The sequence below is a fragment of the Pseudomonas alliivorans genome, assembly GCF_017826695.1.
GTDB lineage: Bacteria > Pseudomonadota > Gammaproteobacteria > Pseudomonadales > Pseudomonadaceae > Aquipseudomonas > Aquipseudomonas alliivorans.
In genome coordinates this window covers 501,981-520,319 of the sequence record NZ_JAFFZW010000003.1, presented here as the reverse complement: position 1 = coordinate 520,319, position 18,339 = coordinate 501,981, and the positions used below count along the sequence as shown (strand labels likewise).

The 18,339-nt window shown below is 59.2% G+C and carries 18 protein-coding genes; 11 read left to right on the top strand and 7 right to left on the bottom strand.

Annotation, left to right across the window (positions count from 1 at the left end):
• Positions 1 to 170 precede the first annotated feature (170 nt).
• The gene (locus tag JTJ32_RS11545; protein ID WP_210042097.1) at positions 171 to 2,348 is read left to right on the top strand and encodes a malate synthase G; all 2,178 of its coding nucleotides are present in this window, start codon (positions 171 to 173) and stop codon (positions 2,346 to 2,348) included.
• Between the two features lie 184 nt (positions 2,349 to 2,532).
• On the opposite strand, the gene JTJ32_RS11540 is transcribed toward JTJ32_RS11545, so the two are convergent.
• Positions 2,533 to 2,976 carry a response regulator gene (locus tag JTJ32_RS11540; RefSeq protein ID WP_099228659.1) on the bottom strand — a complete coding sequence of 148 codons (444 nt, stop codon included), beginning with the start codon at positions 2,974 to 2,976 and terminating at the stop codon, positions 2,533 to 2,535.
• A gap of 230 nt (positions 2,977 to 3,206) precedes the next feature.
• Between JTJ32_RS11540 and JTJ32_RS11535 the strand changes: the two genes are divergently transcribed.
• The 7 genes from JTJ32_RS11535 (at position 3,207) to JTJ32_RS11505 (ending at position 9,695) form a co-directional block, all read left to right on the top strand.
• Positions 3,207 to 5,141: a DUF294 nucleotidyltransferase-like domain-containing protein gene (locus tag JTJ32_RS11535; protein ID WP_210042096.1), complete on the top strand. Its 1,935-nt coding sequence runs from the start codon at positions 3,207 to 3,209 to the stop codon at positions 5,139 to 5,141.
• Between the two features lie 13 nt (positions 5,142 to 5,154).
• The gene (locus JTJ32_RS11530) at positions 5,155 to 5,868 is read left to right on the top strand and encodes a 3'-5' exonuclease (RefSeq protein ID WP_099228660.1); all 714 of its coding nucleotides are present in this window, start codon (positions 5,155 to 5,157) and stop codon (positions 5,866 to 5,868) included.
• A gap of 176 nt (positions 5,869 to 6,044) precedes the next feature.
• A complete protein-coding gene (locus tag JTJ32_RS11525; RefSeq protein WP_184322247.1) occupies positions 6,045 to 6,563 on the top strand; it encodes an RNA polymerase sigma factor in 519 nt (172 codons plus the stop codon).
• Entirely contained in the window at positions 6,560 to 7,543 is a 984-nt protein-coding gene (locus JTJ32_RS11520) for a FecR domain-containing protein (RefSeq protein ID WP_184322248.1), read from the top strand. Before JTJ32_RS11525 ends, JTJ32_RS11520 begins: the two co-directional genes overlap by 4 nt.
• 99 nt (positions 7,544 to 7,642) lie before the next feature.
• Positions 7,643 to 8,776 (top strand): PepSY-associated TM helix domain-containing protein, encoded by a 1,134-nt coding sequence (locus JTJ32_RS11515; protein ID WP_099228663.1) that lies wholly within the window; start codon positions 7,643 to 7,645, stop codon positions 8,774 to 8,776.
• On the top strand, positions 8,773 to 8,952 hold the full coding sequence (locus JTJ32_RS11510) for a hypothetical protein (protein ID WP_210042095.1): 180 nt from the start codon (positions 8,773 to 8,775) through the stop codon (positions 8,950 to 8,952). Before JTJ32_RS11515 ends, JTJ32_RS11510 begins: the two co-directional genes overlap by 4 nt.
• Before the next feature lie 113 nt (positions 8,953 to 9,065).
• Positions 9,066 to 9,695, top strand: a complete 630-nt coding sequence (locus JTJ32_RS11505) for a glutathione S-transferase family protein (protein WP_180274342.1) — start codon at positions 9,066 to 9,068, stop codon at positions 9,693 to 9,695.
• Here the strand turns inward: JTJ32_RS11505 and JTJ32_RS11500 are convergent.
• The 3 genes from JTJ32_RS11500 to JTJ32_RS11490 form a co-directional block, all read right to left on the bottom strand.
• Positions 9,652 to 9,819 (bottom strand): hypothetical protein, encoded by a 168-nt coding sequence (locus JTJ32_RS11500; protein ID WP_210042093.1) that lies wholly within the window; start codon positions 9,817 to 9,819, stop codon positions 9,652 to 9,654. The two genes, JTJ32_RS11505 and JTJ32_RS11500, sit on opposite strands and share 44 nt — an antisense overlap.
• Entirely contained in the window at positions 9,812 to 11,188 is a 1,377-nt protein-coding gene (gene creD / locus JTJ32_RS11495) for a cell envelope integrity protein CreD (protein ID WP_210042091.1), read from the bottom strand. The genes JTJ32_RS11500 and creD overlap by 8 nt, the downstream gene beginning before the upstream one ends.
• Positions 11,189 to 11,440: 252 nt before the next feature.
• Entirely contained in the window at positions 11,441 to 12,097 is a 657-nt protein-coding gene (locus JTJ32_RS11490; protein WP_210042089.1) for a TetR/AcrR family transcriptional regulator, read from the bottom strand.
• A 112-nt stretch (positions 12,098 to 12,209) separates the two neighbouring features.
• On the opposite strand from JTJ32_RS11490, the gene JTJ32_RS11485 reads away from it, so the two are divergent.
• On the top strand, positions 12,210 to 13,307 hold the full coding sequence (locus JTJ32_RS11485) for an aldo/keto reductase (protein ID WP_099228666.1): 1,098 nt from the start codon (positions 12,210 to 12,212) through the stop codon (positions 13,305 to 13,307).
• A 3-nt stretch (positions 13,308 to 13,310) separates the two neighbouring features.
• Positions 13,311 to 14,441 (top strand): metallophosphoesterase, encoded by a 1,131-nt coding sequence (locus JTJ32_RS11480; protein WP_099228667.1) that lies wholly within the window; start codon positions 13,311 to 13,313, stop codon positions 14,439 to 14,441.
• Positions 14,442 to 14,523: 82 nt separating this feature from the next.
• Here JTJ32_RS11480 and creC read toward each other — a convergent pair whose 3' ends face one another.
• Genes creC through rloA2 form a run of 3 tightly spaced genes read right to left on the bottom strand, consistent with a single transcriptional unit; the run spans position 14,524 to position 17,194 of the window.
• Positions 14,524 to 15,951, bottom strand: coding sequence for a two-component system sensor histidine kinase CreC (gene creC / locus JTJ32_RS11475; protein ID WP_210042087.1), 1,428 nt, complete (start codon positions 15,949 to 15,951; stop codon positions 14,524 to 14,526).
• Positions 15,951 to 16,631 carry a two-component system response regulator CreB gene (gene creB / locus JTJ32_RS11470; protein WP_210042086.1) on the bottom strand — a complete coding sequence of 227 codons (681 nt, stop codon included), beginning with the start codon at positions 16,629 to 16,631 and terminating at the stop codon, positions 15,951 to 15,953. The genes creC and creB overlap by 1 nt, the downstream gene beginning before the upstream one ends.
• A gap of 59 nt (positions 16,632 to 16,690) precedes the next feature.
• Positions 16,691 to 17,194: a retropepsin-like aspartic peptidase RloA2 gene (gene rloA2 / locus JTJ32_RS11465; RefSeq protein ID WP_024685145.1), complete on the bottom strand. Its 504-nt coding sequence runs from the start codon at positions 17,192 to 17,194 to the stop codon at positions 16,691 to 16,693.
• A gap of 192 nt (positions 17,195 to 17,386) precedes the next feature.
• On the opposite strand from rloA2, the gene JTJ32_RS11460 reads away from it, so the two are divergent.
• Entirely contained in the window at positions 17,387 to 18,280 is an 894-nt protein-coding gene (locus JTJ32_RS11460) for a 1-acylglycerol-3-phosphate O-acyltransferase, YihG family (RefSeq protein ID WP_184322253.1), read from the top strand.
• Positions 18,281 to 18,339: the final 59 nt, after the last annotated feature.

The following is an 18,339-nucleotide window of genomic DNA, read 5'->3' as shown; positions in this document are numbered from 1 at the left end:
AATCGTGACCGAATAAGTCGATCCAGTCGTTTTAGCGACATATTCACCAGCGTTTTCACAAGGCCGCCAGTCATGTAGTATTTCGCGGCGCGCACTACATAACACCAAAATCAATAACAGAGCGCTCCTTGAGTGAGCTCGACCCTGCTGAGCAGAGTGAGGCAAGTGCAATGACCGAGTACGTTCAAGTCGGTGACCTGCGGGTCGCCAAAGCCCTGTATGACTTCGTGCAGAACGAAGCCATTCCTGGAACCGGCCTCAGTGCCGATGCATTCTGGGCCGGTGCGGACCCACTGATCCACGACCTCGCTCCGAAAAACCGCGCTCTTCTCGAAAAACGTGACGACTTGCAGGCAAAAATCGATGCCTGGCATCAGTCCCGTGCCGGACAGGCGCACGACGCCTCGTCTTACAAGGCATTCCTTCAGGAAATCGGTTACCTGCTGCCCGAAGCGGCGGACTTCCAGATCACGACTCAAAACGTCGATGAGGAAATCGCCACCATGGCCGGCCCGCAACTGGTCGTACCGGTGATGAACGCACGCTTTGCGCTCAACGCGTCCAACGCTCGTTGGGGCTCGCTGTACGACGCGCTTTATGGCACCGATGCCATCAGCGAAGCGGGCGGCGCCGAGAAAGGTCAAGGCTACAACAAGGTACGTGGCGACAAGGTCATTGCCTTCGCCCGCGCGTTTCTCGACGAAGCCGCGCCGCTGTCAGCGGGCTCGCACGTTGAATCGACCGCCTACAGAATGATCGACGGCAAGCTGGTGGTCAGTCTCAAGGGCGGCAGCAACACCGGGCTCAGGAACGACACACAATTGATCGGCTTTCAGGGCGATGCCTCGGCACCGATTGCCGTGCTGCTCGAACACAACGGCCTGCATTTCGAAATCCAGATCGATGCGTCCAGCCCTGTGGGGAAGACCGATCCTGCAGGTGTCAAAGACATCCTCATGGAAGCCGCGCTGACCACCATCATGGACTGCGAGGACTCCATCGCCGCGGTCGATGCCGACGACAAGGTCATCGTGTACAGAAACTGGCTGGGTCTGATGAAAGGCGATCTGGCCGAGTCGGTGTCCAAGGGCGGCGAAACCTTCACCCGCACCATGAACCCGGACCGCGTCTACACCACGCCTGCGGGCGGCGAAGTCACGCTTCACGGACGCTCGCTGCTGTTCATCCGCAATGTTGGTCACCTGATGACCATCGACGCGATTCTCGACAGGCACGGCAACGAAGTGCCGGAAGGCATTCTCGACGGCCTGCTGACCAGCCTGGCGGCGATGCACAACCTCAACGGCAACACCACACGCAGCAACAGCCGTCGTGGCTCGGTGTATATCGTCAAACCCAAAATGCACGGCCCGGAAGAGGCGGCGTTCACCAACGAGCTGTTCGGTCGCGTCGAGCAGGTATTGGGGCTGCCACGCAACACATTGAAAGTCGGGATCATGGACGAGGAGCGCCGTACCACGGTGAACCTCAAAGCCTGTATCCAGGCTGCCAGCGAGCGCGTGGTGTTCATCAACACCGGTTTCCTGGACCGCACGGGTGACGAGATTCATACCTCGATGGAAGCTGGTCCAGTGGTGCGCAAGGCTCAAATGAAGGCCGAAAAATGGATTGCGGCTTACGAGAACTCCAACGTCGATATCGGCCTGAAATGCGGCCTGCAGGGCAAGGCGCAGATCGGCAAGGGCATGTGGGCGATGCCGGACCTGATGGCTGCGATGCTGGAGCAGAAAATCGCTCACCCGCTGGCCGGAGCCAACACCGCGTGGGTGCCTTCGCCAACTGCCGCTGCTTTGCATGCGTTGCACTATCACAAGGTCGATGTGTTCGCCCGTCAGGCCGAACTGGCCCAGCGCGAGCCAGCCTCGGTAGACGACATTCTGACCATCCCGCTCGCGCCGAATACCGACTGGACGCCGGAAGAGATCCAGAACGAACTGGACAACAACGCGCAGGGCATTCTGGGTTACGTGGTGCGCTGGATCGATCAGGGCGTAGGCTGCTCGAAGGTGCCTGACATTAACGACATCGGCCTGATGGAAGACCGCGCAACGCTGCGCATTTCAAGTCAGCACATGGCCAACTGGCTGCGTCATGGCGTGGTCACTGAAGCGCAGGTGCTGGAAAGCCTCAAGCGCATGGCGCCGGTGGTGGATCGCCAGAACGCAGGCGATGCCCTGTATCGTCCACTGGCACCGGATTTCGACAGCAATATTGCCTTTCAGGCAGCGGTTGAACTGGTGATCCAGGGCACTCGCCAACCGAACGGCTACACCGAGCCGGTGCTGCATCGTCGTCGTCGCGAGTTCAAGGCCAGGAACGCTCAGTAACGCCGAAGGCAAGGCGCGCTTCAGGGCTCAGGCCCTGCGGCGCACGCGCTCATCGTGATGTACCGAATAGACGTTGTTTTTGTGGAAGCGGACAGGCGGAGCGCCGTCAGGTCTGCTGCGGTCCAGCGTTTGCCAAGGGACACCACAGTGGCAGAGATACGAAGGTATCTCTGACCGCCATGTTTTACATTCCCAATTCCCGCCTGATCAGTTTCACCAGTTGCTTGGTATTGAGTGGCTTGAGCAGAAAATCCACAACGTTCAGGTGCATCGCATCGATGGCGTCACGCACGTTGGCATCGCCTGAAACGATGATGATGGGCAATTCGGCGCGGTCGGATTCTCGCACCTGACGTATCAGGTCCAGACCATCAGACGGCGCCATGCGCAGGTCGGTGATCAGCAGCCCGATGGACTCACGCGTTCTGATCAGCTCAAGCGCACCGTCAACATCCGCCGCTGTCATGCAGCTGATGTCATTGAGGCTCAGAATTTCGGCCAGCAGCTCGCGCGCATCATTGTCGTCATCGACGATCAATACACGTTGCGGCGCATCACGGTTGGGTTCCAGCATGACCTCAGAGAGGGCACTGCGCTCTTCGTCGCTCAATATGTCGTGGTCAATCATCGCAATCTCATCATTCCCTGAACCTATCCGACAGCAGATAACGGTCAACCTGCACTGTATTTCGTCGGCTTCCCGGCCAATGATCGTTCGCGCTCCGGTGCGTTCGTTCACCCTTCTCTGGCAACAGCGTGCCCCATTACGTTCAGTTCCGGCGTAAGACTTACGTCCAATGGGCACTGTGCTGCAAGCGGCCGACCATGAGCGTCAATAACAAGAACGCGGAACAGCTCATGAGTAAAGCAGACGCTTTCACCCAGGCAGGCAAGACAGCGGTGCTGCAGAACATTCACGGCACCATGCAGTTCCTGCAACGATTCCCGCCTTTCAACCAGATGGAAAATGCGCATCTGGCGTACCTCGTCGAACAATGTCAGCTCAGGTTTTACGCTGCCGATGAGAGCATCATCAAGCCTGGCGATGGGCCAGTAGAGCACTTTTATATCGTCAAACAGGGCCGAGTGGTAGGTGAACGTCCGCATTCTGCCAAGGGCGGTACGGAAACCACCTTTGAAATCACCACCGGAGAATGCTTTCCGCTGGCGGCATTGCTGGGCGAACGGGCCACACGCACCGAGCATCTGGCCGCCGAAGATACCTTCTGCCTGCAACTGAACAAGCAGGCCTTCATCAAGCTGTTTGCACTGTCCACGACCTTTCGCGACTTCGCCCTGCGCGGCGTCAGCAGTCTGCTGGATCAGGTCAATCAGCAGGTCCAGCAGCGTGCCGCCGAAACCCTGGGTACGCAGTATTCCCTGAACACAAGGCTGGGCGAGCTGGCCATGCGACACCCGGTCATGTGCAGCCCTGAAATGCCAATGCGTGAAGCCGTGAAGCTGATGCATGAACAGCAGGTGGGCAGCATCGTCATCGTCGATGAGCGTCAGGCGCCGCTGGGGATTTTTACCCTGCGTGACCTGCGCGAAGCGGTCGCCGATGTCACCACCGACTTCGGCGCCGAGATCCAGCACAGCATGAGCCAGGCGCCCTTCCACCTGAGCCCCGACGCGAGCGCATTCGATGCGGCCATCGCGATGACCGGACGGCACATTGCCCATGTGTGTCTGGTCAGGGATGGACGTCTGTGCGGTGTTGTTTCCGAGCGGGATCTGTTCTCACTGCAACGGGTCGACCTGGTGCATCTGGCACGGACCATTCGCAATGCGCCACGCATCGAAGCGCTGACCGGATTACGCGGCGATATCGTCCAACTGGTCGACCGCATGCTGGCCCACGGCGCGTCCTCGACCCAGATCACGCAGATCATCACGCTGCTCAACGACCACACCGTCTGCCGGGTCATCGAACTGACGCTGGAAGAGAAAGGCGATCCCGGCGTGCCGTTCAGCTGGCTGTGTTTCGGTAGCGAAGGCCGGCGCGAGCAGACGCTGCATACCGATCAGGATAACGGCATTCTGTTCGAAGCCGCCGACGCCGCAGAAGCCACTCGCATCCGCGCGCTGCTGTTACCGATTGCCGAGCGGATCAACCAGAGTCTGGCGCAGTGCGGCTTCACGCTGTGCAAAGGCAACATCATGGCCAGTAACCCGGAGCTGTGCCTGTCGCGCGCCGAATGGTCCCGACGGTTCGCGTCGTTCATTCGGGAAGCCACGCCCGAGAACCTGCTGGCCTCAAGCATCTATTTCGACCTGCGTGTGGTCTGGGGCGATGAAAGCGGCTGCGAGCAATTGCGTCGCGGCATTCTGGAGCAGGTCGCGGACAACAAACTGTTCCAGCGCATGATGGCTGAAAACGCGCTGCGTCAACGTCCGCCCGTGGGTCGCTTCAAGGATTTCGTGCTGGCGCGCAAAGGCAGCGAGAAAGACACGCTGGACCTGAAAACCGAAGGCCTGACGCCGTTCGTGGATGGTGCACGGCTGCTGGCGCTGGCCAACGGCATCGGCGCCAACAACACCCTTGAACGCCTGAGGCAGCTGGTCGAACGCGAGGCCATCGACCCTCTGGACGGTGCGGCCTACGAAGAGGCCTATCACTTCATCCAGCAGACGCGCATGCAGCAACACCAGTTGCAGAGCCGCCAGAACCTTGCGTACTCCAACCGCATCGATCCGGACACTCTGAACCATCTGGACCGGCGCATCCTGCGTGAATCGTTTCGTCAGGCGCAGCGGCTGCAAACCAGCCTGACGCTGCGTTACCAACTGTGAATATCGACGTCCTATGAATCTGTTCGATTGGCTGAAACCTCGCCCCAAGGCAGCTCCGATGGAAAGCCACCAGTTGCAGCGGCTCAAGGCACTGCCGAGTTGCGCGAAACTGAGCGAAAAGCCATTACGCCAGCAGCGCTGGGTGGTGCTGGATCTGGAAACCAGCGGCCTTAACATGAACCGCGACCAAGTGCTGTCCATCGGCGCGGTGGTGATCGAGGACGGTGCCATCGATCTGGGTCAGCAATTCGAGCGCACGTTACTGCGCGTCGATCACAAGGTCAGCCCGGCGGTATTGATTCACGGTCTGGCACCCAGCGCGATTGCAGCGGGCAGTGAGCCGGTCGAGGCGCTGCTGGATTTCATGGAATTTCTGGGTGACAGCCCGGTGCTGGGGTTTCATGCGCCGTTCGACCAACACATGCTGTCGCGCGCCTTGAAAGACAGCCTGAATTACCGCCTGCAGCATCCGTTCTTCGACGTCGCGGAAATCGCCCCGATGCTCTGCGAGCAGGCCAACCTGCGCCACGCCGGTCTGGATGACTGGACCCGTTTCTTCGGCCTGCACGCCGAAGAGCGCCACAACGCCAGCGCCGATGCCCTGGTCACCGCCGAGCTGGCCCTGATCCTGTTCAGCCACGCACGCCGTCAACAGATCGACAGCCCTGTCCGTCTGGAGGAATGCCTGGGCCAGTGGCGCAGGCGCAAGCAGTCGCATTCGTTCTGATGGCGTGAATCTGCTACGTCTGTACAACCCGCGGGCTGCATTCCCATGCTGGAGCGTAGGGAAAATCGGACATCAGCGTCTGTCCCAACCGACAGACGCCAATTGCCACTACCCACGCGCCCTGTCACAATCGCGAATGATTCTCTTTAGTCAGATTCTTCTCATCGAGGCCGTTCGTGTCGTCAGTCCCAAGCCCTCATAGCGAGATCGTTGGAGCCTTGTATCGCGATCACCGCAGCTGGCTGCTGGCCTGGCTTCGGCGCAACATCGCCTGCCCGCAGCGCGCTCAGGATCTGAGTCAGGACACCTTCGTGCGCTTGCTGGGGCGTGACGAACTGGAGTCGCCCAGAGAACCGCGGGCGTTTCTGGCGACCGTTGCCAAGGGCCTGATGTTCGATCATTTCCGGCGTGCGGCGCTGGAACAGGCGTATCTCTGCGAACTGATGCAAGTCCCTGAAGCCGAACAGCCCTCCCCTGAAGAGCAGTTGCTGATCCTGGAAGACCTGAAAACGATTGATCGTCTGCTGGCGACCTTGTCGAGCAAGGCGCGCACGGCCTTTCTGTACAGCCGTCTGGACGGCATGAGCCACGGAGAAATTGCCGAACGGCTCGGCGTTTCCGTATCGCGGGTCAGGCAGTACCTGGCTCAGGCGATGCGGCAATGCTACGTGGCGCTGTACGGCACGCCGACATGAACACCAGACCGGTATCGGCACGTGTGCTGGATGCGGCCATCGAATGGCAGCTGAATCTGGATTCGGCCAGCGGTAACGATGCCGAGCGGGCCGAGTTTGCCCGTTGGCTGGCGGCCGATGAAGAACACGCCCGTGCCTGGAGCCAACTGGGCATGCTCAATCAGCGCTTTGCCGTACCGTCAGGTCCGGCGCGTAAGGCTTTGCAGCAGGCGCCCGGCACCTTGCGACGCAGTATGCGCAAGCTCGGCGGCGGTCTGGCCGGGGTATTTCTGGCCTGCGCACTGGCGCTGTTCACCGCTGACCGTTACCTCGCACTGGATTACTGGCTCGCCGATCAGCGCACCGCGACCGGCGAGCAGCGCGACGTGCGGCTGGCCGACAACACCGTCGTTCGCCTCAACACCCACAGCGCAATCGATGTGCGCTTCGATGCGCATCAGCGCCGGGTGATCCTGCAGGACGGCGAGATCCTGGTGCAGACCGGCGATCATGACGATCCCCGGCCCTTCATCGTGGAAACCCCGGACGGCAAGATGCGCGCGCTCGGCACGCGTTTTCTGGTCAGGCGCGATGCCGACGGTACGCTGCTCAGCGTGCTGCAATCGGCTGTCGCCGCCAACGCCCGTGATCTTCCTCAGGAACAGATCCTGCGCGAAGGCCAGCAAGTTCGCCTGACCCGAGAAGGCCTGGGGCCGCTGCTCGCGCTGCCGATGGGGGCAGACGCCTGGACCCGCGGCATGCTGGTAGTGGACAACGCTCGCCTGCAGGACATGCTGGCGGAGCTGGGCCGTTATCGACAGGGACATCTGGGCGTCGACCCGCTGGTAGCCGACCTGCGCATCACCGGCAGCTTTCCGCTGACCGATACCGACCTGGCGCTCAAGGCGTTGCTGCCTGCGCTGCCTGTACGGATCGAACAGCATACGCCCTGGTGGGTCACGGTCCTGCCAAGGAATGACACCGCTGCGGCAAAATTCTGAAACACAGGGGCGAGCCTCAACCGTGCCCTGTGCTGACACTTTTCAGGTTTCATGCGGCTCAGCCTTAACGAGCCCTGCCCTTTCGCCTGTGGATACCCCATGAAAAGCCAAACCGTGCGTCGCTGGTCTGTCGTCCATACCTGGAGCAGCCTGATCTGCACACTGTTTCTGTTGATGCTGGCCATCACCGGTCTGCCGCTGATCTTTCACCACGAGATCGATCACCTGCTGGGCGATGCGCCGCATTACAGGGAAATGCCCGCCGACACGCCTCACTTGAACCTGGAGCAGTTGGCGAAGGCTGCTGAAGCGCATCGTCCCGGTGAGGTGATGCAGTATTTCGGCTGGGACGATGAAGATCCCAATGGCGTCATGGCGATTACTGCGGCAACGGCCGGAACCGAACCCAACTCGTCCCACACCTTCGCACTGGACGCGCGCACTGGCGAAGCACTGGAAATGCCTTCGGCCAACGGCGGTTTCATGATGGTCATGCTGCGCCTGCACGTGGACATGTATGCCGAGTTGCCGGGCAAGCTGCTGCTGGCCTTCATGGGCGTGCTGTTCGTGGTGGCTATCGTGTCCGGGACGGTGCTGTACTCACCTTTCATGCGCAAGCTGGAATTCGGCACGGTACGGGCCAGCAAATCCACCCGGACACGCTGGCTGGACCTGCATAACCTCATCGGTGTGGTGACGCTGACCTGGGCATTGGTGGTGGGCGTCACAGGCGTGATCAGTGCCTGTGCCGACCTGTTGATTGCTTCGTGGCGCAATGATGCGTTGGCAACCATGGTCGCGCCCTATCGCGACGCACCGCCGCTGACGCAACGCGCCCCGGCCACACGCTTGCTGGAAATCGCCGAATCCGCCGCGCCCGGCATGCAGGCCGATTTCATCGCCTTCCCCGGCACGCGCTTCTCCAGCGAGCATCACTACGCCGTGTTTCTGAAGGGCAACACGCACCTCACCGCGCACCTGGCGACACCGGTACTGATCGATGCCCGGACGCTGCAAGTCACCGCCGTGGTCGAACGCCCCTGGTACATGGACGCACTGGGCATGTCGCAACCCTTGCACTTCGGTGACTACGGCGGCATGCCGATGAAGATCCTCTGGGCCGCTCTGGATGTGCTGACCATCATCGTACTCGGCAGCGGTGTTTACCTGTGGTGGACAAGGCGACGCGCCACCCGAACAGTGAGCGAGCAACCGGCGCAGGTGGTGCAATGAGTGGCAAGCCGTCCCGGTTCTGGAAAACCTTCGCCAAACCCGCATGGATCGCGCTGTTGACCGGCACCGGCCTGTTTGCCGCATTACTGGGCGATGGCTGGTGGGACACGCTGGCATGGGCCGGCATGGGGATAGCTGCCGGTCTGAGTGTCCGGGGGTTGCTGGCGCGACGCTGATAGAGCGGGCGCGGCTTTGAAATCGAACGCGCTCACGGCCAATCCATTCACCATGATTGCAGTCCCGCCACTCGCTGACTAGTCTATGGACCTGTCTCAGTCGAGGAACACCCATGTCTGCCCCCCAGATGACGTTGTACTTCAACGCGGCCTCTCCTTTCGCCCGCAAGGTGGTGGTGCTGCTGCATGAAACCGGTCAGGTTGACCGCGTGCAGTTGCATACCACCGTGCTGACACCGGTCAATCCGTCTGAGGAACTCAACGGCGACAACCCGGCAGGCAAACTCCCGGCCCTGCGCCTGGCCGACGGTAATGTGATCCACGACAGCCGGGTCATCCTCGACTATCTGGACCACCAGCACGTCGGCAATCCGCTGATCCCGCGCGACGGCTCGGCACGCTGGAGGCGTCTGACTCTTGCGTCGCTGGCTGATGCCATACTCGATGCTGCCATCCTGATCCGTTATGAGACTGCCCTGCGCCCTGCCGAGAAGCACTGGGATCTATGGCTGGAAAACCAGCAGGCAAAGATCGAACGCACGCTCAGCTATCTGGAGCAGGACGCCATCACCGAACTCAGCTCGTCATTCGATGTGGCGTCCATCAGCGTCGCGGCCGCGCTGGGGTATCTGGATTTCCGCCAGCCTGATCTGCACTGGCGCGGTGCCTATCCGCGCCTGGCCAACTGGTATCTGGAAGTCAGCCAGCGACCTTCGATGCTGGCAACTCAGCCACCGGCCTGAGGCTGCGTGATCGGTTGCCGTGGCCTGCACGGGAGCGTGGCGGCTCCGGTAACTGACTGACGATGATGGAGATCAGGCAGCGCGCCCGTGCCTGATCCTCGCGCAAACCGAGCCACTTACTCATGACGCACCTCCAGACCGGTATCGAGCGGCCGGCCTGGGCGACTGATCGCAATGCCGTACCAGTCCAGCTTGCGGGTCAGGACCATGAACACACTCAACAGGCCGAACAGCAGCAATGCGCCCATCAGCAACGCGTAATCCTCGGCACTGAGCAGTCCGTAGAGCAACCCGTACAACGCGCTCAGACCCGCTGCAAACCCCGCCCCGTGAAGCACGCTGCGCAGCACGTGACTGACATAGAAACCGATCAGACACACACAGGCGCTCGCCGACAGCAGGTAGGCCATGGCAAACCCCAGATGCTCGGACAGCGACAACAGCATCAGGTAGAACAATGCCAGCGCCGCACCCACCAGTGCGTATTGAACCGGATGCACGGCCATGCTTTTCAGCACTTCGAACAGGAAGAACCCGGCGAAGGTCAGCGCGATGAACAACAGTGCGTATTTGATCGCCCGGTCACTCTTGAGGTACTGATCCACCGGATCGACAAAGCTCACGCCGAAACTGCGGCTTTTGAAGTCTTCGCAGGTCTGCGCCGTCAGGCAGCGCCTTAGCGCGTCTTCCAGATTGGTGGAAAAGAACGAGGCCTGCCACGCAGCACTGAAGCCTTTATCGGTGATCTCGCGCTGGGTCGGCAGGTAATTGCCGATGAAACTCGGGTGTGGCCAGTCGGCACTCAACTGCACACGACTGGACTTGCCCACCGGCGCGACCTCGAACTGGCCGGTGCCCTGCAGACGCAGGTCGAACGCGAAATCCAGCGTGACCTGCTCGCGACCTTCCAGTATCGGCAAGTTGGCGCTGACCCCTTCGCCCAGCCACTCGACTCGCGATCCCGGCAACAGGTCCAGCGTCTGTCCGTTCATCAGCAGTCTGGGAGAGCTTTCGATACCTCGAATATCACTGATGCCCAGCGCCAGATAAGGCTTCTCGAAGGTGTAGTCGGCAAAGTCATCCGTGACACCTAACTGCTCGGGCAATACAAACTGGCCGCTGATGTGGTTATCGGCATGATAAAGCCGCGCCTCGTAAATGCCTCGCGAACGCAGTTCGGTCTGTACCTTGCCATCCAGTTCGAAACGCTCCGGCAGAAAGTACAGATAGCCACGCTGAGAGGCAGTCTCAAGGTAACGCTCTTCGGTCTGCGCGTTGGTCTTCCAGAGGCGTACGTTCTTGCGATACGGCACGACGAGCAGCGGACCGGTCAGACGCTGGCTGAAGCTTGCGCTACGCGCGATATCGTCCAGCACCCCGTCGCGCTGCAACTGCCGATCCGTGATCAAGCTGCCGATCATCAACAATGGAATCAGCAACAGGATGATCAGCAACGCAATGGTGCCCAGTTTTACAGCCAGATTTCGGTTCATGGGGCTCTCCCTGTTTTTCGATGGGGAGAGTCTGGAATGGACGTGTGGAGGCAGGATGGGCGTTGTGTGGAGATTGTGTGGTGCCTGATCAAGCACCAGTAATGCCTAGCGGCAGGCTGATACTACCTGGTGGCTCTATCACTGGGGGCCTGAGCAGATTGATGCAGACTCAGGTCCATGATCTCTTGCGGCAGAGAGAGAACCGATGACAGGCAATAAATCATAACGATTCTCGCCTTTGCCTAGCTGACGTCAGGCCGAGTTCGAGTTTTTGAGCGCCGGTAACAGCACTCCATCAATCATCGTCGTCAAAAACTGCAAATCGAATGGCTTGCGCTGAATCAACGCTCGGTAGGCCGCCATTGACGGAAGCACCTGGGACGCGGCCTCAATATCGGCGTTTACCGAGATTTCTCCGCGCTCCAGCGCCCTTCGCATCAACATGCGGTTTACCGCAGCCCAAGGTTCGACAATTGCGGCATCTCCGGCTTCAGCCAATTGCGGATGCAGCAGTAATACAGAGGCCAGTCCAGCCATCACGCGCATTTTTTGCTCACCCTCCTCAGCCGACTGCGGCTTGAAGAGAGCCAGCAGATCGCCTCTCAATGTACCGGTATCAGGAAGGCTTTCGATATCGACCTGACCACGTTTGAGATGGGCAACAGCATCAATAATCAGCTCCGCCTTGGAGCTCCAGCGCCGATAAACAGTTGCTTTTCCGGCTCGTGCTCGCGACGCGACCATATCCATGGTCATACCGTCGTAACCAGATTCAGCCAGTACCTCTATTGCGGCATCGAGAATGGCTGCGTCACGAGCAGGATCGCGCTTGCGACCCCGCGTAGGCAAGGCTCCTGAAGCTGTTTCTTCATCGCCGTTTTGAGTGGCTTTTTGGTCTTTGCGGGTCAACCTGTTTATCCCTTCACTCGATGATTTACCGTACCGAAATAATTCGGAACTTGCCAGTCTCGTATATCTGTGGCCTGATGATTGTAACCGCTCATCACGAAAGGCACTCCCTATGCGCTACAACAGACTCGGCAACACCGGCTTATTCGTATCCGAATTCTGCCTCGGGACAATGACCTTTGGTACGCCTGCGCCGCAATACGCGGCAGCTGGAGGCGTTCAGCAGGAAACGATGGATCAGATTACTGCCAGCGCCTTTGATGCAGGAATCAATTTCATCGACACCGCCAACGTCTACTCGAGCGGACAGGCCGAGACTATGGTTGGGGCGACGCTCAAGAAGCATGGAGTCGCCCGCCACGATGTAGTGCTTTCGACCAAAGCAGGGCATGCCACCGGTAGCGGCCCTAATGACGGCGGCTCATCGCATCGCCATCTGATCCAGCAGGCCAAGGAAAGCCTGAAAAGGCTGGGTACTGATTACATCGACCTTTACCAACTGCACGGCTGGGATCCTGTAACCCCTGTCGAAGAGACGCTACGGGCGCTTGATGATCTCGTACGACAAGGACATGTCCGGTACGTCGGCGTTTCAAACTGGGCGGCCTGGCAGGTCAGCAAAGCGCTGGGCATCTCGGATAAGTTGGGTCTCAGCCGGTTTCAGTCATACCAGGGTTACTACTCATTGATCGGACGCGACGTAGAACGCGAAATCATACCGATGCTTGAATCGGAAGGCCTGGGACTGATTGCTTTCAGCCCGTTAGCTGGCGGCTATCTCACCGGCAAGTATCGCGTCGACGCAAAGACTGGACGACGCGCATCTATCCAATTTCCACCGGTAGATGAAGTGCGAGGTCAGTCTCTGTTGTCGGCAATGGATGCAGTCGCCTCAGCTAGCGATGTGTCGTTGGAATCTGTGGCACTGTCCTGGATGCGTCACAAGCGAAGTGTCACCAGCACGATCCTGGGTGTAAAGAGCGTGGATCAGCTTGAGCGTAATCTTCAGGCCATCGGTCTCAGTCTTTCATACGAAGAGATCAATGCCCTTGAAGCGACGAGCTCATTGGCATTCGAGTATCCGGGCTGGATGATTGCTAACGACAGTGCTGCTCGCCATCGACTACTGGAGACCGGAATCCCGGAACAAACACAGGTGCCGCGCTCTGACGAACCCGCAACGCACGCCCTTTTGTCCGGCGGGAAGTAGTTCATGTTTCATGTCATTTTCAGCATGCCTTGCCTGTATGTCATCACGCGGTTTGTCTGGCCAATGCCGTGGGCACCATCAGCTAAAATTGCGGTGGCGCTCCTAATGCTGCTTGCCTCGCAATACCATTTGTTTGCGCGGATTTCATCGGGGAGCGTCTTCTCTCCGGAGTTTCCACGTTACCTGGTGATGCTTTTCAACTGGGCATTCGGTGCGATCCTGTTGGTCGCCGTACTCCAGCTTGTCGTAGACCTGAGCACCTTGCTGATCGCTCTGATTCGACAGAATTGGGTCACCGTACCGGGATGGCTGCGCTATGGAATAGGCATAATTGCAATGGTACTGGCAGCCATCGGCGTTCAACAGGCGGTGCGCGTGCCGCCGGTTAAAGACGTCGTCATTGCAGTCAAAGGCCTGCCCTCTCAATTCGAAGGGTACAAGGCGCTGCAGCTGACTGACCTGCATATCAGTCGTCTGTATGACGAGACCTGGACGCAGGCAGTCGTGAAGGCTTCGAACGCTCTCGGTGTTGATCTGATTGTGGTGACGGGTGATCTCATTGACGGATCGATTGACGACCGAAGGCAGGATATCGAAGCACTGCGTGAGCTCCGGGCACCCGATGGCGTTTATGTCATTCCCGGGAATCACGAATACTTTTTTGATAACAAGGCTTGGATACAGCACTTTGTCTCTCTGGGGATGATGCCTCTGTCCAATAGTCACACCGTGATAGAACGCCAGGGTGCCCAGGTTGTGTTGGCGGGGGTTACAGATGTAACGGCTCCTGAGACAGGCTTTCCGCCCCCCGATCTGCCGCACGCTCTCGCAGGTGCGCCAAAAGATGCGCCAGTCATTCTGCTTGATCATCAACCCAGGAATGCGCGTGACGCCGCGAGCCATGGAGTAGCACTGCAACTTTCGGGTCATACCCACGGCGGAATGATCCTGGGTCTAGACCGACTTATAGCGCTAGCTAACGGCGGATTCGTTTCGGGGCTCTACACCATTGGAAACATGCAGTTATATGTCAACAACGGCACCGCACTCTGGCCTGGGTTTGCCGTTCGCCTGGGTAAGCCATCGGAACTTACACGTATGACACTTCGACGTGCAGCTGACCTGAGTCCTTGATGAAGCGTCGATTTGCGCTGTCGTTCATCCTGGCCAACCGCAACAATCCACCTGACAGGAGCCCGAAACGTCACATTTGCCCTTACTCAACCGTAGGCAGCAACAGACTCACCTCGACCCCGCCCTCGACATTCCCGATGCGCATTTCCCCTGCATGCAACTGCACGACTTCTTCCACGAAATTCAGCCCCAGCCCGGTGCTTTTCCGACCGTTGTGAGGACGTGGCAAGGAGTAGAAGCGCTCGCAAAGACGCGGCAAGGCGTAGTCGGGAATCGGGGAGGCGTCGTTAAAGAGCGTGAAGCGGATCCGCTCACCCTCAGGCTTGGCGGTCAGGCTCAGCCTTCCATTGACGGGGATGAAGTCCAGAGCGTTATCGATCAGGTTGGCCAGTGCCTGACTCAGCAGAAAGCGCTCACCCAGCAGCCGCAGACCTGGATCGATCTGAATGTCGATGCGTAAACCTTGCCGCTCGATCCGGGTGCTTCTGGTCACCAGCAGTTCATCGATCAGTTCCGTCAGGGCAATTGGAAGCCGTTCTTCCAAGCCCTGGCGCTGTTCGACCATCGCCAGGTTAAGCAAGCGCTCGATCAGTTGCTGCAAACGGGCACTCTCGCCCTCGATGTTGCTGACGAAACGCTGTCGCTGTTCGCGTGGCATTTCATCCTGCAACAGCTCGGCAGCGCCGCGAATGGCCGCCAACGGGCTTTTCAGTTCGTGGGTCAGCGTATACACGTAGCGCTCGACGTAGGCTTTGCCTTCCAGCTGCGTGCGCATGTGTTCGACCGCCGCAGACAGTTGCTCAAGCTCGCCTCCACGGTAATGCGGCAGTTCGACACGGCGCCCTTCGCTGACCGCCTGGGCGTAACCGGTCAGACGCCGCAAGGCCGACCCCAGCCACCAGGAAAACAGCACGCCCAGCAACAGACCCAATCCCATCAGGCCAGCGCCATACCAGAGCAATCGCCGCTCGGCGCGGTCGACATAGGGTTGCAACGAGCTGTTGGGCTTGGCGACCGTGACCACACCAATGATCCGGCCGTTGTCTCGAATCGGCGCGCCAACGTGCATGACGGACGAATTCGGATCGTCGGGATCGCTGCGGGTCGAACGCGCGCCATACTCGCCGCGCAGGGTCAGATACACATCGTTCCAGCGTGAATAGTCCTGCCCCACTGCCTGCCCGCTGGAATCGAGCAGGACGATACCGTTGGCGTCGGTCACGTAAATACGGTTGTTGACCTGATTTTTCGGCAAGCCCCAGATCGTCGCCGCGGGCTGACGCAGACCATAGGCCTTGAGCGCGCCAGGCAGATGACTTTGGTCCAAGGTGCCGTTTCTCACATCATCGTGAATGATCTCGGCCAGCAGATTGGCGGTGTCGACCAGGGTTTCTTCGGTGGACTGACGCACGCCGGGGCGGACTTCCTTCATCACCGTGCTAAGCACGAAATAGCCGGTCAGGGCGATGAACACCGCGTAGACCAGAAAGATCCGGATGCTCAACGGCATCAGCTGTGGCCCGGGCTGAAACTGTAACCCAGCCCGCGATGGGTCTGGATCGGCTCTGCATCCGCCGCCACAATTCGCAGCTTGGCGCGTACGCTCTTGATGTGGCTGTCGATACTGCGCTCGTACCCGGCATCTGCCGACACGCCCATCGCGTCGAGCAACTGTTCACGACTGAACACGCGCTCGGGCTGAGCCAACAGGCATTGCAGCAGGCGGAATTCGTGACGGGTCAGGCTCAAGGGGTGGGCACGGTAGCTGATCTGAAAACGCTCAAGATCGACCGTGAACGGCTGGTTTTCTGAAACAGGTGCAGTACGCGGCTGCATACGCTTGAGAATGGCCCGGACCCGCGCCGCCACCTCTCGCGGGCTGAACGGTTTGACAACGTAGTCGTCGGCTCCGATCTCCAGCCCCACGACCCGGTCGATTTCCCCATCACGCGCACTCAGGAACATGACAGGCACTTCGCTGAAGCGCCGCAGCTGCTTGCACGTCTCGAAACCGGTGATGTCCGGCAGGCCGATATCCAGAATGATCAGGTCGGCGGGCGATGCGCGCTGATGATGGATAGCGTCCTGCCCCAGGCTGAGCCATGACGTGGTAAAGCCCTCGCTTTGCAGCGCATAGACCAGCGTATCGGCAATTGCGGCTTCGTCTTCGACAATCAATATGTGCGGCATGGCATCCGAGCGCTGGGAGAGAGGGCGAAACGTTGCGCGATTTCAGCCCTCTGCGTCAATCAGCAATCGGGCTTGTCGGCGGTATAGCGGCGTGCCGGATTGACGGCTGCGTCGAACTCGCGAAGCGCCTTGGCACCGATCAGCAGCGGGTAGTTGAAGTGACTGCGGTCCACCAGATTGACTTCGACGGTACGCTTCTTGTCGCCCAGGCAAAGCTCCATGTCCACGACAGGACGCTTGGTCGGGTCGATGACTTCATCGTCTTCGTCATCGCCTTCGGAGCGGCCCTTGATCTTGCTGATTCGCGAAACCTTGTGCTCGTAGACCTTGCTGTCGGCGTCCTTGGTCGCCAGACGGAAACGCACCCAGTCATCGCCATCACGCTTGAACAGCTCGATATCTTTGGCCGACAGCGAAGCGGTCAACGCACCGGTGTCCATCTTGGCCTTGAAGGTCTGGCCGACGTCCACCACCTTGATGTTCTCGTAACGACCATACAGCGTCGGTTCGGCTGCCATGACAGGCAGAGCGAGCAGGGACAACAGCGCCAGAATCGGTTTCACGTGCAAGGTTCCTCACAATGGACAACGCCTGATTGGCGCCCGGTTTTAGACAGCGAACCTGCCGTTGGTTCGGCAGCTCGGGGTTTTGTGAGCATAATCCCCCGCACATGAAACATTTGTAAGTACCTGTGTAATTGGCGGCAAACGTGATGATCTTTATCATTGGCGCCCCAGAACGCTCAAGAGTCTCTTATGCGCCGTGTGCTTACCGGCTGTTCAGTCGCCACGCTCCTGCTGATCAACACACTCATATTGATTGGCCCATTGCTGGTTTTTGCTCTGCTCAAACTACTGTTCAGAGGCCGAATGCGTGATCACTGCTCGCATGCGGTCATGTGGATTGCCGAAACCTGGGCCGAGATCGACAAGCTCATCTTCGCGGCCTGCATTCCCACGCAGTGGGATATCCGTGGCGACGAAGGCTTGCGCAATGACACTTCGTATCTGGTGATCAGCAACCATCAGTCCTGGGTCGATATCCCGGCGCTGATTCAGGCACTCAACCGGCGCACCCCGTTCTTCAAGTTTTTTCTGAAAAAAGAACTGATCTGGGTGCCGCTTCTTGGCCTGGCTTGGTGGGGGCTGGATTATCCGTTCATGAAACGCTACACCAAGGCGTTTCTGGCAAAGAACCCGGAACTCAAGGGCAAGGATCTGGAAATCACCAAGGCAGCGTGTGAGTTGTTCAAGCGCCAGCCGGTGACCATCGTCAACTATCTGGAAGGCACGCGCTTCACGCCCGCAAAACATACGGCTCAATCCTCACCCTATACCAGCCTGCTCAAGCCCAAGGCAGGTGGTGTGGCGTTCGTGCTGGCGGCGATGGGTGAACAACTGGATGCGATTCTGGACGTCACGGTCGTGTATCCCGGCTCCAGCATTCCAGGCTTCTGGGACATGCTGTGCGGGCGCGTGCCGAAAGTAATCGTTGATATCAAGACCCGCGAGCTGGAGCCCTGGCTGTGGCAGGGTGACTATGAGAACGATCCAGTGTTTCGCGAGAAGATTCAGGGCTGGGTCAACCAGCTGTGGATCGAGAAGGATGCACGGATTGCGGCGTTAAGGCTGGAAGCGACAAAGCACTGACTAGCAGTTTCGACAGGTAGACGACTTTTCGCGAGCGATTGAGACTGATCCCAAGAGGA